The sequence below is a fragment of the Kribbella sp. NBC_00359 genome (assembly GCF_036097425.1).
GTDB lineage: Bacteria > Actinomycetota > Actinomycetes > Propionibacteriales > Kribbellaceae > Kribbella.
The window spans coordinates 7,603,558-7,619,885 of the sequence record NZ_CP107975.1 but is presented as its reverse complement, the minus strand read 5'-3'; the positions used below and the strand labels follow the sequence as shown (position 1 = coordinate 7,619,885).

The window sequence follows — 16,328 nt, the reverse complement described above, 5'->3', positions numbered from 1 at the left end:
CGGCATGGCGAAGAGCACAGGGGTGGTGGTCACCGTCGGAGACCGCGAGGTCCGGGTCTCCAGCCCCGATCGGGTTGTTTACGAGGCGACCGACTGGGCTCCGGAGGTCACGAAGCTGCAGGTCTGCGAGTACTTCATCGGTGTGGCTCCTGCGTTCATGCGAGCGTCGGGCGACCGTCCGGTCGCGCTGGAACGCTGGCCCGGTGGGTGGCGCGAGGGTATGACGCTGTCGGTGGACTCGATCGGTCGTCAGACCGGGGACGGCTTCTACTCCAAGCGCCTCCCCAAGGGTGCTCCCGATTGGCTCCAGACCTGCCGCGTCCTGACGCCGAACGACCGCCCGATCGACGAGCTGTGCTTGACCGAGCCTGCCGCTGCGGTGTGGGCGGCCCAGATGGGCACGCTGACCTTCCACCCGTGGGCGGTGCGCAGCAGCGATCTCGACCACCCCGACGAGCTGCGCCTCGATCTCGATCCACAGCCCGGCGCGACCTTCGCCGATGCGCGGAGGGTGGCCGGCGTCGCCCGCGAACTTCTCGAGGAGCTGGGCCTACGGGGATATCCGAAGACCAGCGGCAACCGCGGGATCCACATCTACGTGCGGATCCGGCCGGAGTGGACCTTCGACCAGGTCCGGCATGCCGCGATCGGCCTCGGCCGCGAGCTCGAGCGGCGCGACGACGGCGTGACGACGGCCTGGTGGAAGGAGGAACGCGGCGAGGCCTCGATCTTCCTGGACTTCAACCAGAACCTCCGGGACCGGACGGTCGCGGGCGCTTGGTCGCTGCGACCACGGCCGGGTGCGCCGGTCAGTACGCCGATGACGTGGGACCGGCTTGCCGAGGTGGACGACCCGCGTGCCTTCAACCTGCACACGGTTCCGGACTACCTCGCCGACGGCGATCCCTGGGCGGACATGGACGAGACGGCGTACCCGCTCGATGCGCTGCTGCGCCTGTGGGAGGAACTCCCTGGCGGCGAGCTGAACTTCCCACCCGACTACCCGAAGATGCCGGGAGAACCGCCCCGCGTCCAGCCGAGCAAGAAGGTTGCCGGGCACTGGGACGAGCAGGGCAACCGGATCGCGCCGGACTGACCCCGGCCGAACTCACACCTTGCGGGGCTGTCTCGTCGGAGTGGTGTCAACAACACATCCGCTAAGGAGAAGACACCACTATGGACGCCCGCTTGGATCTGTTCACCAACTCGGTCGCGATGAAGTTCATCAAGCATGTCAACGCGGGAAGCCTGGTCGCGAGGTCGGCCGGCGTGCCGATCGACACGCTCGAGCTGATGGCGTTGCGGGTCAGCCAGATCAACGGCTGCGCGGTCTGCGTCGACATGCACACCAAGGACGCGATCGAGCGCGGGGAGACCTCGCTGCGCCTCAACCTGGTCGTGGCCTGGCGGGAGGCGACGGTCTTCACTGAGGCCGAGCGCGCCGCACTCGCGCTGGCGGAAGAGGGCACCCGGCTCGCCGACGCCGCACCGGGAGTCACCGACGAGGTGTGGGCCAATGCGGCCAAGCACTACAACGAGGAACAGCTTGCGGCGCTCATCGCCACCATCGCGAGCATGAACACCTGGAACCGCCTCAACGTCATCACCCAGCAGCCGGCCGGCGACTACGTCCCCGGCCAGTGGGGCTGATACCTAGAGGGCTCGGAGGGCTCCGCCGTCGATGGGGAGGATGGTTCCGGTGATGTAGGAGGCGGCGGGGGAGAGGATGAAGGCGGCGACGCGGCCGAATTCGTCGGGGTCGCCGTAGCGACGCAAGGGGATGGTCTTCTCGGAGGCGCGCCGGGCCGCCTCCGGGTCGCCACCCTTGGCGTCGAGTTCCTTGAGCCGGTCGGTGGCGATCCGGCCGGGCATCAGGCCGTTCACGCGGGTCCCGTTCGGGCCTAGCTCGTCGGCGAGCGTCTTGGCCACCATCGCCAGACCGGGGCGCAGACCGTTCGAGATGGCCAGGCCGCTGATCGGGGACTTCACCGACGACGACAGCACGAAGACGATCGACGTACCCTCCGAACCCGCTCGGGCGACCGAGCGGGCGATCCGCAGGCCGCCGAGGAAGACGCTGTCGAACGCCGCCCGCCAGTCCTCCTCGTCGGTGTCCAGAGCCGTGCCCGGCCGGGGGCCGCCGACACTGATGAGGGCGCCGTGCAATGCGCCCCACTTGGCGATCGCGGTCGCGGCCAGTCGCTCGGCGCTCTCCGGATCGGCGTTGTCGACCGGGATGCCGACGACGTTCTCGCCGAGCTCGGCCGCGGCGCGGGCGATCGACTCCTCGTTGCGGCTCGAGATCACCAACCTGGCGCCTTCGCCGGCGAGGGCTTTCGCGGTGGCGAAGCCGAGTCCGGCGCTGGCTCCGGTGACGATGTAGGTGCGGTCGCGCAGTCCGAGGTCCACGTCACCATCCTGCCTCACCACACCCCGTAGCGCACCTCGACTGTTCGTGGCCTCCGGCAAGAACCGGTGCCTAGTACGCCGACCGGCGCAGCGGCGACTCGGCGGTGGTCAGATGCCAGGCGGTGTTGACCAGCCCCAGATGCGAGAAGGCCTGCGGGAAGTTCCCGAGCATCCGGCCGGTGGCCGGGTCGTACTCCTCCGCGAGCAACCCCACATCGTTGCGCAGGGCAACGAGCCGGTCGTACAGGTCGCGAGCCTCGCCGACCCGGCCGATCATCGCCAGCGCGTCGGCCAGCCAGAACGAGCAGATCAGGAACACGCCCTCGTCGTCGTGCAGCCCGTCGTCGGTGTGCTCGGTCAGATACCGCCGGACGAACCCGTCGGTGGCCAGCTCCCGCTGCACCGCGTCGACCGTCCCAACCACCCGCGGATCGCTGGGCGGCAGGAAGCCGACCTGCGGGATCAGCAGTACGGCGGCATCCAGCGCCTTGCTGCCATAGGCCTGGGTGAACGTGTTCCGCTCCGGGTCGAACGCCTTCTCGCACACGTCCCGGTGAATCTCCTCGGCCATCGCCCGCCACTGCTTGGCCGGTCCGCCCAGCCCGAACCGCTCGACCGCCCGCGCGGCCCGGTCGAACGCGACCCAGGCCATCACCTTCGAGTGGGTGAAGTGCTGGCGGCCGCCGCGGACCTCCCAGATGCCCTCGTCCGGCTGGTTCCAGATCTCGGAGAGGTGGCGCATCAGCCCGCGTTGCACGGCCCACGCTTCGTCGCTCGCCCCGATCTGCGTCTCGCGGGCCAGCGCGAGGACGTCCATCACCTCGCCGTACACGTCGATCTGCAACTGGTCCGCGGCGGCGTTCCCGATCCGTACGGGCGCCGACGCGGCGAACCCGGGCAGCCAATCCGCCTCGAACTCCCGGAGCCGCCGTTCCCCGGTCACGCCGTACATGATCTGCAGGTCGGCCGGCGATCCGGCGATCGCCCGGAGCAGCCAGTCCCGCCAGGCATGGGCTTCCTCGCTGTAGCCGGATCGCAGCATCGCCGCTAGCGTCATCGTTGCGTCGCGCAACCAGCAGAACCGGTAGTCCCAGTTGCGCTGCCCGCCGAGCGCCTCGGGCAACGAGGTGGTCGGCGCCGCGACGATGCCGCCGGACGGGCCGTAGGTGAGCGCCTTGAGCGTGAGGATCGAGCGGGTGACCTCCTCGCCGAACTCGTTCGCGCCCTTGCTGCGAGCGATCCACTCGGTCCAGTACGTCGCGGTCGGCTCGAGCGACGCGAGGGCGTCGGTGGGCTCGGGCACCGGGTGGTGCGACGGATGCCAGGTGAGCACGAACCAGGCCCGGTCCCCGGCCGAGACCCGGAAATCCGCGTACGTCGCGAAGTCGCGCCCGTACTGATGGATGTCGGACCGCAACGACACCGCGTCCGGACCGGCGATTGCGACCACTTGGCCGTCGAGGTTCCGCACCCACGGCACCACTTGACCGTAGTCGAACCGCAGCCGCAGCTCGGACCGCATCTCCACGGTCCCGCTGATGCCTTCGACGATCCGTACGACGTCGGGCGCGGCGTCCCGTGGTGGCATGAAGTCGATCACCCGGACCGATCCGGTCGGGGTGGACCACTCCGTCTCCAGGATCAGCGTGTCGTCGCGGTAGTGCCAGCTGCTGACCGCGTCGGCGTCGCGGGGAGCGACCCGCCAGTGGCCGTTCTCGTCGGTGCCGAGCAGCGCCGCGAAACAGGCCTCGGAGTCGAACCGCGGGAAGCACAGCCAATCGATCGAGCCCTGCTTGGACACCAGTGCGGCGGTCTGCAGGTCACCGATCAGCGCGTAGTCCTCAATCCGCCGCTCCGGTACGTGCTTCGGGTCGGGACGGTTCCGGCGATGCGGCCGCTGCGCTGTCACCCGCTGATCGTTCACCGCGTACTTCCTGTCTGGAGAAGTAGACCAGTCCACCGAGCGCCAGCAGCGCGAAGAAGAACCACTGCAGCGCGTAGAAGAAGTGTGGCCCGTCGTCGATCTCCGGTCCCGGGAACGCGCCGAACGCCGGGTCGTTGGCCGGTTCCTGCTTGTCCACGGTGATGTAGCCGTCGTACAGGTTCAGGCCGAGGGCCTTGGCGAAGTCCGGTCCGTTGATCAGTCGCGCCGTACCGTCGTCCGGCGTCCCGCCGTTGGTGTTGCCGCCGCGTTCGCTGCGCTGCAGCCGGCCGGTGATCGTCACCTCGCCGGCCGGTACGGCGGGAATCTGCAGCGGAGCGAGTTCAGCGCCTTGGCGGGCCAGGAAGCCTCGATCGACCAGGATCCCCTTGCCGTCGGCGAGCATCAGCGGGGTGACGATCTCGAAGCCGGGCCGGTCACTGACATTGCGGTACCGCATGACGATCTGCTTCGACGCGTCGAACGTGCCGGTGACGACGACCGTCCGCCACGCGTGCTGGTCGCCGATCACGCCCTGCTGGCCGACGACCTGGTCGAGCGGCGCCGGCGGAGCCTTCAGATTGGCCCGGGTGACGTCGTTGCGGGCCTTGCGCTCGTCCAGCCGGTGCAACTGCCAGCGGCCGAGTTGGACGCACACCGCGGCGAGCACGAGGACCGCCAGCGCGGTGGCGATCCAGCGGACATTCATCAAGCGACCCACATCTCGAACTTAAGCCATCGCCTGAAAAGACTCGCGCCCGGCACGTAGGCTGAAGGCATGACGGCTACGGAAGAGGTGACCCAGGTGGGTCTGGCGGACCGGTTCGGCCGGCTCGCCACCGACCTGCGCGTGTCGCTCACTGACCGTTGCAATCTGCGCTGTAGCTACTGCATGCCCGAGGAAGGCCTGGACTGGCTCGCCAAGCCCGACCTGCTCACCGATGACGAGGTCGTCCGCCTGGTCTCGATCGCGGTGACCCGCCTGGACGTGCGCGAGATCCGCTTCACCGGTGGTGAGCCCCTGCTCCGCCGCGGCCTGGTCGGCATCGTCTCGCGTACGACGGAGCTCACGCCACGGCCCGAGGTGTCGCTGACGACGAACGGGATCGGCCTCGCCCGGCAGGCCCAGGCCCTCAAGGACGCCGGTCTGGACCGGGTGAATGTGAGCCTCGACACGATTCGGGCGGAGACCTTCGTCGAGCTCGCACGCCGGGACCGCCTCAAGGACGTGCTGGCCGGACTCGAGGCGGCACACACAGCCGGGCTGACACCTGTGAAGGTGAACGCCGTCCTGATGCGCGGCGTGAACGACCAGCAGGCGCCCGAGTTGCTCGACTACTGCTTGGAACGCGGCTACGAACTGCGCTTCATCGAGCAGATGCCACTGGACGCCCAGCACGGCTGGGACCGCGCGACCATGGTCACCGCGGACGAGATCCACGAACTGCTCGACGAACGGTTCGGTCTGACGCCGACCGACCCGTCGGCCCGGGGGAGTGCGCCGGCCGAGTCGTTCCTGGTGCGTGGCGGGCCGCAGACGGTCGGCATCATCGCGTCGGTGACGCGGCCGTTCTGCGGTGACTGTGACCGGGTCCGCCTCACCGCCGACGGTCAGGTGCGCGACTGCCTGTTCGCCCGGACCGAGTCGGACCTGCGGACGGCGCTGCGGGCGGGTGCGGACGACGACGAACTGGCCGATCGCTGGCGGCGCGCCATGCGCGACAAACTCCCCGGCCACGGCATCAACGACCCGAGCTTCCTGCAACCCACCCGGCCGATGTCCGCGATCGGCGGCTGACCGCCATACCGGCCCAATCCGGAAATGTGCTTTTTCGGGTCTGGGTCTTTAGCCGGAGAAAGGCTCGACCTCGCGCAGGAATGACCGGCGGGCCAGGAAGTCGGACAAGCTGTCCTTGTGTTCGTCGCAGGCCAGCCAGGTCTTGCGCCGGTCGGGTGTGTGGATCTTCGGGTTGTTCCACAGCAGCGCCCAGGTGGCCGGCTGCCCGCATCCCCTGGCGGAGCAGACCGATGGGAGTGCCTCGTCAGTCATCGGGGACACCCATTCCTGTGCATGCGGGCAATTGTTCCTGACCACTCAATTATCAATAGCCTGGACGAAATGAAGCGACGTCGGACAGCCACGGGGGGAGCCGTCCGACGCCGCATCAAGTCCCTGAATTTCATCCGTGAACTTCAGAGCACGCGGGAGATTCTGACACGGATCCCGCCAAAGTTTCCAGTCCCGGCACAGATCACTTTTCGGTGTCGATCGCGGGCTCCGGATCGGGAGCCTGATCCGGTGGTGTGACGGCCGCCGGATGCGAGCCGATCGCGGGTCGCGCGGGGGCCACGAACGGCTGCGCGTCGGACACCGTCGTGGTCCGTTGGGTGTTCGCCAGCACGACCGCGATGTAGGGCAGGAACACGGCCGCGACGATGAACATCCAGCGCCACGGCGAGGGGGTGATCACGGCGAGCACGAAGCAGACGATCCGGATCGACATCATCCAGGCATACCGAGCGATCCGGCTGTCCAGATCCGCGGACCGGCCCGGCTGCGCACTCGTCACCGAGATGACGGTCTCGCCGCTCCGTTCACGACGTCTCGACATCTATCCTCCTCAACAAGAACAACGGTACGCCGCGTCGTTCGCCCCGGCGCGGCCAGGATGGAGAGGTACGTCTCATGACCGACCGCACCTACCGCGTGACCGAGATCGTGGGCACGTCCAAGGAAGGCCTGAACCAGGCGATCACCAACGGAATCAGCCGGGCCGGCGATACCCTGCGGCACCTCGACTGGTTCGAGGTCACCGAGATCCGCGGCCATGTCGCCGACAACCAGATCGATCACTACCAGGTGACCATGAAGGTCGGCTTCCGCCTCGAGGACTCCTGAACAGCACGCCTCGCCGCGCTCGGCGGAGGGGCGGGGGCACCCGCCGTCCGGGCACGCGGGCGGCGGGCGATAGCGTTCCTCCACTGGTGCCGAGTGAGGAGGGCTTGTGAGCAGGTCTGTGTTGGTGACCGGTGGCAACCGGGGGATCGGGCTGGCGATCGCGACCGCGTTCCGCGAGGCCGGTGACCAGGTCGCCGTGACGTACAACAGCAGCCCGCCGCCGGAGGGTTTCTTCGGGGTCAAGTGCGACATCACGGACCAGGAGCAGGTGGACGCGGCGTTCGACGCGATCCAGGAGCAGCAGGGCCCGGTCGAGGTGCTGGTGGCCAACGCCGGCATCACCCGCGACACCCTGCTGCTGCGGATGTCGGACGACGACTGGGACGCCGTCGTACAGACCAACCTCACCGGCTCGTTCCGGGTCGCCCGCCGGGCGGCGAAGGGGATGCTGCGGCTGCGCAAGGGCCGGATCGTCTTCATCTCCTCGGTGGTCGGCATGCTCGGCTCGCCCGGCCAGGTGAACTACGCCGCCAGCAAGTCCGGTCTGATCGGGATGGCCCGCTCGATCGCCCGCGAGCTCGGCAGCCGCGGCATCACCGCGAACGTGGTCGCTCCCGGCTTCGTCGAGACCGACATGACCGCGGTCCTGCCGGAGGAGACCCAGAAGCAGTACCTGAGCCAGATCCCGCTCGGCCGGTTCGGCCGGACCGAGGAGATCGCGCAGGCGGTCCGCTGGCTGTCGTCCGAGGAGGCCGGATACATCACCGGTGCGGTGATCCCGGTCGACGGCGGCATCGGCATGGGCAACTGACAACACACCATTTCTAGAAAGGGACGCCGGTGGGCATCCTCGACGGCAAGCGCATCCTGGTCGCGGGCGTCACGCTCGACTCCTCGATCGGCTTCGCGACCGCCAAAGTGGCGCAGGAGCAAGGCGCCACCGTGCTCATCTCCAACTTCGGCCGCGCGCTGGGCATCACCAGACGGATCGCCAAACGCCTCCCGGTCGAGCCGCCGGTGCTCGAGCTCGACGTCACGGATCCGGACCATCTGGCCGCGCTGCCGGATGCCGTCCGCGAGCACGTCGACGGCCTCGACGGGGTCGTGCACTCGATCGCCTACGGCAACCCGGAGACCATCCTCGGCGGCAAGTTCCTCGACGGCCCGTGGGACGACGTGTCCCAGGCCGTGCACGTGTCGGCGTACTCGCTCAAGTCGCTGGCGATCACCTGTGCGCCGCTGATGGGCCGTGGCGGCAGCGTCGTCGGGCTGACCTTCGACGCCACTGTCGCCTGGCCCGGGTACGACTGGATGGGCGTGGCCAAGGCCGCGCTCGAGTCGACGAGCCGGTACCTGGCCCGCGACCTCGGCGCCCAGGGCATCCGCTGCAACCTGGTCTCGGCCGGTCCGCTGAAGACCCTGGCCGCGAAGGCGATCCCGGGCTTCGAGAAGTTCGAGGGGCCGTGGCTGGACCGCGCCCCGCTGGGCTGGGACCCGACCGACCTGGAGCCCACCGGCCGGACCATCGTCGCGTTGCTGAGCGACTTCTTCCCGGCGACCACCGGCGAGATCGTCCACGTCGACGGCGGCTACCACGCGATGGGAGCGTAGGTGGCCACATCGCTGGTTGAGCTCCGGGTCCTGGACGGCGCCAACCTCTATTTCAGTCGTGCCGCCGTCAAGCTCACGCTCGACGTGTCGGCCCTCGTCGACGCCCCGGCTCCGGCCGCTAAGGCCTACGGCCAGGCGATCGGTCTCGGCACCACCCGGCCCGGCCGGATCGGGTCCGGGTTCCGGCAGCGGTTCGCGATCCGCGTCGCCGGTCACGTCGTACGGCGGATCGCCCGCGAAGCCGGGATCGGGCGGATCGGTGTCCGGGTCCGCCCGGAGTCCGACGTACGGCGCCTGGTGGTGGCGTTCCCGTGGGCCCACGAGAACCGGGCGCGGGCGCTCGGGGCCGCGATCGTCGAGGTGCTGGACGCGTTCGGGTCCGACGACCTGACCGACCTGATCACCTCCGTCGGCGACCGGGTCCGGAACGAACCGCCCGGCAACCCGCCGCCGACCCTGCGCCCGAAGGTGCCCGTGGTCGCGGTGACCGGGACGAACGGCAAGACCACGACGTCGCGGATGATCGCGCACATCGGCCGTGCGGCCGGCCTGCACGTCGGCTGGTCCAGCACCGACGGCGTCTACTTCGACGGCGAACTGGTCAAGTACGGCGACTTCTCCGGACCGAGTGGCGCCGGTCAGGTGCTGTCCCAGCCGGGGATCCAGCTCGCGGTCACCGAGACGGCCCGTGGCGGCATCCTGCGCCGCGGCGTCGGCGTGATCTCGAACGACGTCTCGGTCGTCACGAACGTCACCGCGGACCACCTGGGCCTCGGCGGCATCGACACGGTCGACCAGTTGGCCGAGGTGAAGGCGGTCATCACCCACATCACCCGGCCGCGCGGCTGGTGCGTGGTGAACGGCGACGACCCCCGGACGTTCGCGATGCGGCTCGGTTCGCCGGCCAAGTGCTGGGTGTTCTCGCGCGATGCCGACTCGCCGTCGATCCGGACCGTGCTGGACGAGGGCGGCCGGGCGACGACCGTCCTGGACGGATTCATCACGGTGCTCGACCAGGCCAGTGACCCCGAGCCGTTGCTGAAGGTCGTCGACGTACCGATGACGCTGTCCGGGCTGTCGCACTACAACGTCGAGAACGCGCTGGCCGCGGCCTCGGCGGCGCTCGGGCTCGGGCTGCCGCGGGCGGCGGTGATCGAAGGGCTGAGCACGTTCGCGCCGAACGAGAACAACCCCGGCCGGATGAACATGTACTCGCTGCGCGACTTCACCGTCGTGATCGACCTCGCCCACAACGAGGCCGGGCTGGAGGCACTGCTCGAGATCATGAACGGCGTCCGGCCGGAGGGCGGACGGTTGCTGCTGGCTCTCGGTTCGCCGGGGGACCGGGCCGACGACATGGTCGCCGCGCTGGGTGCCATCGGCGCGCGCGGGGCGGACCGGGTGGTGATCGGCCACAAGACCGAGTACCTGCGGGGCCGGCCGCCGACCGAGCTTGAGGCGGTGTTCCGCGAGGGCGCCGCGTCGGTCGGTGTGGACGACGTACCGGCGTACCCGACCGAGCTGGAAGCGGCGCAGGCACTGGTCGGGGAGGCGAAGCCCGGGGACGTCGTCGCGGTGATGTCTCTGCAGGATCGGGCGAGTCTTGACGCGTGGTTGCGGTCCCAGGGAGCTACCGTCGACACACCGGAGATCTTGAAGAGCAAGGTCGAGAGAACCCAGCACTAGCCCCGTCCGCCGTGGTTGGGGCGGGGAACGGGGTGTCATGCGTTACCTGTGGTCGATTCCGTCCGCGGTGATCGCCTGGTTCGTGGCCGGGTTCGCCGCGACGTACCTGAAGGGATTGCCGGGCGGTATGACGCTGTTCGTGCCGCTGCGGATCGATCTGCTGGTGCTGGGCGGATTCGCCGGCGGGGTCCTGGCCGGGCTCCTGATCGCGCGGGTGCGCGCCGCCGTGCCGGTGGTCCTGATCGTTGCCGGGGGCATGTGGTGGCTGACCGGGAACAGCTGGTCGGACCGGTCGCTGGTGATCACGTTGCTGGTGGCAAGCGCCGTCGGCGCGTTCTTCGGCGCCCTGGGCTCCAGAAGCTCGGTGGTCGCGGCGTTCGCGCTCGCGCTTCCGGTCGCCTGGTACGCGATGCGCCCCGCCGAGCAGTTGACCGAGTGGCGCTGGCTCTGGCAGCTGAACGGCCTGCTCATCGCGGCCGGTCTCGCCCTGCTCCTGTACGCGGCCTGCTGGCGGCGCGGGTGGCGATCGGCATCCTTCTGGTTGCTGCTGACGGCTCTCTACCTGGCGTCATTCGGAGTCGTGGACGCGGTCCAGGTGATCAGCGACTCGAGCGGCAAGCCGATGGACGCGGTCGGCGACGCCGCCACCGAGGCGTTCTTCCAGTCCTTCGAGCCACTGCTCCGTGAGTACTGGCCCTGGCTGGTCCTCGCCGTCCTGCTCGCCATCCCGATGGTGGCCCTCAAACTCCGCGCGCTCCCACCGCCGCCACCCCCGCCGGACAGGTACGCCGACAAATCCAACGACGCCGTACTCTCGGACGACCTCGACTGGATCGACCAGGAGGAGCCCAGACGCCGGCTCCTCCCGAGACGAGACCCGGTCATCTAGGGACGGGTCATCCGGTCATTCCATTGGTACGTCGGGCTCGTCGCCGGGCTGTAGGTAGTCGGGATCGCCGCCTTCGTCGCCCGAGCGGGCGCCGGCCTGGGCCAGGTGGGAGACGGATTCGAGCTCGGCCAGCACGGTCTGGTGCTGATCGACGCACAGGACGACAAGGTCGCCCCTGTTCGACCGGCTGAGGGCGTGGCGGACCGCGGTCAACTCGTCCAGCACCGTGTCGACCTGGCGGCAGCGGGCGCCGTTGCCCATCGCGGACCGGACGCCGGCCTCGATCAGCGCCGCGGCCTCGCCGCGCTTGCGGCCGCGCAATCGCGCGTCCTCACGGATGATGACGACGTCGAAGTGCCCGGCGGCGACCTCACCCAGTTCGCGGATGTCGTCGTCGCGGCGGTCACCCGCGGTCGCGATCACCCCGATCCGCGACGGCCGGCCGAGCTCGGACGAGGCGCTCAGACTCTCGCCCAGCCGATCGACGAAGTCGCCGAGCATCCGCATCGCCGGCGCGTTGTGGCAGTAGTCGACGATCACGGTCCGCCCGTCGACGTCGATCTCGTTCAACCGCCCGGGCGACAGATAGTACGACGTACTGAACGTCCGCAGGCCCTGCCGGATGTCGTGCAACGGCGCGCCGGCCGCGAACGCCGCGGCCGCGGCCGCCATCGAGTTCTGCACGTTCATCATCGCCCGGCCACCGAACGTTGCCGGGAGCAAGTGTGTCCACGCCAGCTGCATCGACCGCCGGCCGTGCTTCACCACGATCATGTCGCCGAGATCCGAACGCTCCAGGACAACCGCCCGGCCACCCCGCCGGCAGTGCCCCTCGATGTACTCGCGCACCTCGCTGCCCGGCTCGGCCATGCTGAACCACACCACCTGGCCGGAACACCGCCGCCGCATCTTCCGCACCAACGGGTCGTCCGCGTTCAGTACGGCGTACCCGGTCCGCGGCACCGCCTCGACGAGCACGGCCTTCACGTCGGCGAGTTGCTCGAGGGTGTCGATCCCGCGCATGCCGAGGTGATCCGGCTGGATGTTGAGGACGACCGCCACGTCGTTGCGCTCGTACCCGAGCCCTTCGCGCAGGATCCCGCCCCGCGCGACCTCGAAGACGGCGAAATCGACCCGCGGGTTCTGCAGCACCATCCGGGCGGACTTCGGCCCGGACGCGTCCTGGCGGATCACCAGCCGCTCGTCGATCACGATGCCGTCGGTCGATGTCATCCCGACCTTGCGGCCGATGCCCTTGAAGACATGGCTGATCATCCGCGCGGTGGTGGTCTTCCCGTTCGTCCCGGTGACCGCGACGATCGGGATCCGGCTGGTCGCGCCCGGCGGGAACAGCATGTCGACGACCGGCTTGGCGATGTACTGCGGTTCGCCGATCGTCGGGTTCGTGTGCATCCGGAAGCCCGGTGCCGCGTTCACCTCGCAGATCGCGCCGCCGGTCTCGCGCACCGGCTGGGTGATGTCAGGGCAGATGAAGTCGATGCCGGCGATGTCGAGCCCGATCATCCGGGCCGCCTCCTCGGCGATCTCGACGTTCTCCGGATGCGCCTCCCAGGTCCGGTCGATCGAGATGCCGCCGGTGGACATGTTGCCGGTCAGCGTCAGCTTCACCATCACGTCTTCGGGCGGTACGTCGTGCAGCTCGAAACCCTGGCTGCGGACGAGCTCCCGGGCGGCCGCGTTCACGGTGATCCGGGTCAGGATCTTCTCGTGGCCGACACCACGCCGCGGGTCGGCGTTGGTGATGTCGACCAGCTCGGCCACGGTGTGGACGCCGTCGCCCACGACGTGCGCGGGCACGCGTTCGGCGATCGCCTCCATCCGGCCGTTGATGATCAGGCAGCGGTAGTCCTTGCCGGTGACGAAGTTCTCCACGATCACGAAGCCGCGCCGGGACTGCTCGGCCGCGATCGGGAACGCCTCCCGGAGCTCGTCCGCGTTCTGCAGGTTCAGGCAGACGCCGCGGCCGTGGTTGCCGTCGAGGGGTTTGCAGACGATCGGGTAGCCGATCTTGTGCGCGACCGTGATCGCTTCCTCGACCGTGCGGACCGACTCCGACCGCGGCACCGGCAGGCCGGCGGACGCGAGCAGGCGGGTGGTGAGGTCCTTGTCGCTGGCGATGTCGACCGCGATCGACCCGGTCTCGGACGTCATCGTGGCCCGGATCCGCTTCGCGTGCACGCCCTGGCCGAGCTGGACCAGGCTGGCCTTGTTCAGCCGGATCCACGGGATGTCGCGGGAGACCGCCTCGTCCACGATCGCCTGCGTCGACGGGCCGAACGCGGTCCGCTCGGCCCGCTTGATGAACTTCTCCAGCTCGGTGGTGAAGTCGAACTCCGGGTCCGGCTGCACCAGGTGGTTGACGAACCGGACGGCCAGCTCACCGGCGGCGAGTCCGACCGCCTCGTCGGCGTACGCGTAGGTGATGTTGTAGCGGCCCGGGACGCCCTTGACCTGGCGGGTCTTGCCGCGGCGCATGTCGTGGCCGGCCTCCTGCTGGAGCTGCAGCGCGACGTGTTCGGCGATGTGGCCGAGCCAGGTGCCTTCGTGCAGCCGCTCGATGAAACCGCCCCGACGACCGCGCGAGCAGTGGTGCTGGTCGAGCCGCGGCAGGTACTCGAGGAGCTTCTCGGAGAAGCCCGGGATAGTGTTCGACGGGAAGTTCTCCAGCGATCCCAGGTCGACGACCAGGTGGATGGCCGGGTCGTAGCTCCACACGTTCGGACCGCGGTAGACCCGGGTCTCGATGATCTTCAGGTCGGGGGCGGGGGTGCCGGTGGTCTCAGCTGGTGCGGCCATCAATGCAGCTCACTGTTCTGGTTGCGGGGTGTCGGGGTGGCTGAGTTCGGCGCCGGCCGTGATCGGCTCGGTCGCCTCCGGTCTGGACTCCCCGGCGGCGGCCGGCCTGGTGGTCTTCGCCGTACGACGCCCTGCTCGCCGCTTGTGCTCCTCGTAGTACCTGGGTGACACCCCCTCGGCGGCGATCTCCTTGGCCAGCTTGCGCAGGTCCGCCTCGGCGGCCTCGAGCTCGGCGATCTCCGCGGCCGGCGGCTGCGGGCCGTACGACAACAGGACCCGGTCCCGCAGGTCGAACGTCGCGGTCGCGGGCAGGACGTGCAGTACGACGCCCGACGCCAGGATCGGCTCGGATCGCTTGGCGTAGTGGGCGTTGGACGTGATCCGGCTGCCGTCGAAGATCGTCACCGCGCCACGGCCGACGACCTCGAGGTGCGAGCCGCGGACGACGGCCGCGGTGTCCTCGTCCACACCGATCCCGAGCAGGCCGGGGGACTGGGCGACCAGCGACAGCAGCCGGCCGTACCGGTTCCGCTGGGCGAAGTGCTGGTCGACGATCGCGCCCTGGACCAGGCCGAGGCCGCCGGCCAGCTGGCTCATCCGCTGCCGCGGGGTGGCCCCGGACCGGCCGAACGCGATCATGTGCTCGGCCAGGATGCTCGCGCCGGCCGACGTCCCGCCGACCGCGGCACCGCGCTGGTGGGCGGCGGTGACCGCGCGGCCGAACGCCGTACCGGTGACGACGCCGGCGAGCTTGAGCTGATTGCCGCCGGTCATGAAGATCCCGGTGGCGTCGTCCAGCGGCTCGAGGAACGCCGGGTCGTCGGCGTCCTCCCGATTCTCCGGACGTACGCCGACCACACTCGCGGCCCCGAGCGCGGCGAACAGGGCGCGGTACACGTCGATCACGTCCGGCCCGAGCGCGGACGCCGTCGGCACCACCACGATCCGCGCCTTTGCCCCGCCCGCCGCCTCGACGAACTCCTGCAGCACCATCCGCTTCTTCAGCTTGTCCTCGGCGCCACCAATAGCAAACAGAGCCCCCGGCCCACCCTGCACATCAGACATAGCCGAAGAATAGGTGCTGACCCCCGCCAACCCCCCAATCCGTCACCGCGGACGGAACACGAGCCGCCCCTTGATCCGCCGCTCCTGGACCGCCTCGATCACCGCCGCCGCGTTCCGCCACGACTCCTCGACCGCCACCCCGACATCCAGCTTGAACGTCGCCACCAGCTCGACGAGCCGCTTCAGGTCGCTGTGGATGGCGTCGGCCGCCGTCACGTCGTCGTACTCGTCCAGAAACTGGATCCGCGCACCGGCAGATCGATCGACCCGCCAGGTCCGGAAGCTCACCCGGCCCCGCAGCTCCGGCGTCGCGACCGCCACCAGCACCCCACCCGGCTCCAGGGACTCGATCGCCTCGCCGAAGGTCTCACCCCCGACGGTCTCGATGATCAGATCGAACCGCCCCGGCAGGTGTTCGGTGACGCGATCGGCACCGGGGACCTGATCCAACGGCCGGTGGCTCCGTGGAGCCCGCTCGCCAGGACGCACGTAGGCGACGACATGCGCGCCGGCGAGGTGCGCCAACTGACAGGCGAGCCGGCCGACCGCACCGCGGGCGCCGGTGACCAGCACCTCCTTGCCGACCAGGAAGCCACCGTGCTGCAGCGCGCGGAGCGCGGCCAGGCCCGGGGTAGGAAGGGTCGAGCCTTGTACGTCGGCGACGTTGTCGGGGAGGCCGGCGAGACGCGTGTAGGGAACGGCGACCAACTCGGCCCACGCACCCGCGCGGACTGTGCCGACGAGGCGGGCACCTTGGACGGCTCCCATTTTCGCGGTCGGAGTGACGGCAGCCGGATACTCGACCAGGGATCCGGCGAAGTCGCGACCGACGACGGTGCCGTAGGGGACATCTCCGAAGCCCGTCGGGTCGACGAGGTCGATCAGGTCGCGGTGAGTCAGGGCGAAGGTGTTCACCCGGACGAGTGCCTCGTGGGACTGGGGGACCGGATCAGGGACCCTCCGCAGTGATACCGAGGATCCTGCCTTGACGAGGGCCAGCATGGTTCGACGGTACGGCTGGTGCCGGGGAT

The 16,328-nt window shown here is 69.5% G+C and carries 16 protein-coding genes; 8 read left to right on the top strand and 8 right to left on the bottom strand.

All coding sequences use genetic code 11. The features are described from left to right. Positions 1–4 precede the first annotated feature (4 nt). Both OG876_RS37090 and OG876_RS37085 read left to right on the top strand, forming a co-directional pair. Entirely contained in the window at positions 5–1,096 is a 1,092-nt protein-coding gene (locus OG876_RS37090) for a DNA polymerase domain-containing protein (RefSeq protein ID WP_328521380.1), read from the top strand. Between the two features lie 80 nt (positions 1,097–1,176). After that, positions 1,177–1,650, top strand: coding sequence for a carboxymuconolactone decarboxylase family protein (locus tag OG876_RS37085; RefSeq protein WP_328521379.1), 474 nt, complete (start codon positions 1,177–1,179; stop codon positions 1,648–1,650). A gap of 3 nt (positions 1,651–1,653) precedes the next feature. On the opposite strand, the gene OG876_RS37080 is transcribed toward OG876_RS37085, so the two are convergent. From OG876_RS37080 to OG876_RS37070, 3 genes are read right to left on the bottom strand one after another with little or no spacing between them, the layout of a single operon-like run. Next, entirely contained in the window at positions 1,654–2,430 is a 777-nt protein-coding gene (locus OG876_RS37080; protein WP_328521378.1) for an SDR family oxidoreductase, read from the bottom strand. A gap of 49 nt (positions 2,431–2,479) precedes the next feature. Continuing rightward, positions 2,480–4,318, bottom strand: coding sequence for a glycoside hydrolase family 15 protein (locus OG876_RS37075; RefSeq protein ID WP_328521377.1), 1,839 nt, complete (start codon positions 4,316–4,318; stop codon positions 2,480–2,482). Further along, positions 4,251–5,039, bottom strand: coding sequence for an SURF1 family cytochrome oxidase biogenesis protein (locus OG876_RS37070; RefSeq protein ID WP_328521376.1), 789 nt, complete (start codon positions 5,037–5,039; stop codon positions 4,251–4,253). The genes OG876_RS37075 and OG876_RS37070 overlap by 68 nt, the downstream gene beginning before the upstream one ends. A gap of 69 nt (positions 5,040–5,108) precedes the next feature. Here OG876_RS37070 and moaA point away from each other — a divergent pair, with 69 nt between their 5' ends. Next, entirely contained in the window at positions 5,109–6,128 is a 1,020-nt protein-coding gene (gene moaA / locus OG876_RS37065; RefSeq protein WP_328521375.1) for a GTP 3',8-cyclase MoaA, read from the top strand. A gap of 48 nt (positions 6,129–6,176) precedes the next feature. Here the strand turns inward: moaA and OG876_RS37060 are convergent, their stop codons facing one another. Both OG876_RS37060 and OG876_RS37055 read right to left on the bottom strand, forming a co-directional pair. After that, positions 6,177–6,380, bottom strand: a complete 204-nt coding sequence (locus OG876_RS37060; protein ID WP_328521374.1) for a hypothetical protein — start codon at positions 6,378–6,380, stop codon at positions 6,177–6,179. A gap of 202 nt (positions 6,381–6,582) precedes the next feature. Continuing rightward, on the bottom strand, positions 6,583–6,942 hold the full coding sequence (locus tag OG876_RS37055; RefSeq protein WP_328521373.1) for a DUF3099 domain-containing protein: 360 nt from the start codon (positions 6,940–6,942) through the stop codon (positions 6,583–6,585). Positions 6,943–7,016: 74 nt separating this feature from the next. Here OG876_RS37055 and OG876_RS37050 point away from each other — a divergent pair, with 74 nt between their 5' ends. The 5 genes from OG876_RS37050 to OG876_RS37030 all read left to right on the top strand — a co-directional run bounded on the left by OG876_RS37050 (position 7,017) and on the right by OG876_RS37030 (position 11,415). Further along, positions 7,017–7,229, top strand: a complete 213-nt coding sequence (locus OG876_RS37050) for a dodecin (protein ID WP_328521372.1) — start codon at positions 7,017–7,019, stop codon at positions 7,227–7,229. Positions 7,230–7,335: 106 nt separating this feature from the next. Beyond that, positions 7,336–8,040 (top strand): 3-oxoacyl-[acyl-carrier-protein] reductase, encoded by a 705-nt coding sequence (gene fabG, locus OG876_RS37045; protein WP_328521371.1) that lies wholly within the window; start codon positions 7,336–7,338, stop codon positions 8,038–8,040. A 29-nt stretch (positions 8,041–8,069) separates the two neighbouring features. After that, the gene (gene fabI, locus OG876_RS37040; RefSeq protein ID WP_328521370.1) at positions 8,070–8,840 is read left to right on the top strand and encodes an enoyl-ACP reductase FabI; all 771 of its coding nucleotides are present in this window, start codon (positions 8,070–8,072) and stop codon (positions 8,838–8,840) included. Then, on the top strand, positions 8,841–10,526 hold the full coding sequence (locus OG876_RS37035) for a Mur ligase family protein (protein ID WP_328521369.1): 1,686 nt from the start codon (positions 8,841–8,843) through the stop codon (positions 10,524–10,526). It begins immediately after the preceding gene. Positions 10,527–10,563: 37 nt separating this feature from the next. After that, positions 10,564–11,415 (top strand): hypothetical protein, encoded by an 852-nt coding sequence (locus tag OG876_RS37030; protein WP_328521368.1) that lies wholly within the window; start codon positions 10,564–10,566, stop codon positions 11,413–11,415. A 15-nt stretch (positions 11,416–11,430) separates the two neighbouring features. Here the strand turns inward: OG876_RS37030 and cphA are convergent, their stop codons facing one another. From cphA to OG876_RS37015, 3 genes are read right to left on the bottom strand one after another with little or no spacing between them, the layout of a single operon-like run. Next, entirely contained in the window at positions 11,431–14,232 is a 2,802-nt protein-coding gene (gene cphA, locus OG876_RS37025) for a cyanophycin synthetase (RefSeq protein WP_328521367.1), read from the bottom strand. A 9-nt stretch (positions 14,233–14,241) separates the two neighbouring features. After that, positions 14,242–15,297, bottom strand: a complete 1,056-nt coding sequence (locus tag OG876_RS37020; RefSeq protein WP_328521366.1) for a cyanophycinase — start codon at positions 15,295–15,297, stop codon at positions 14,242–14,244. Between the two features lie 42 nt (positions 15,298–15,339). Beyond that, positions 15,340–16,299 (bottom strand): zinc-binding dehydrogenase, encoded by a 960-nt coding sequence (locus OG876_RS37015; RefSeq protein WP_328521365.1) that lies wholly within the window; start codon positions 16,297–16,299, stop codon positions 15,340–15,342. Between the last annotated feature and the right edge of the window lie 29 nt (positions 16,300–16,328).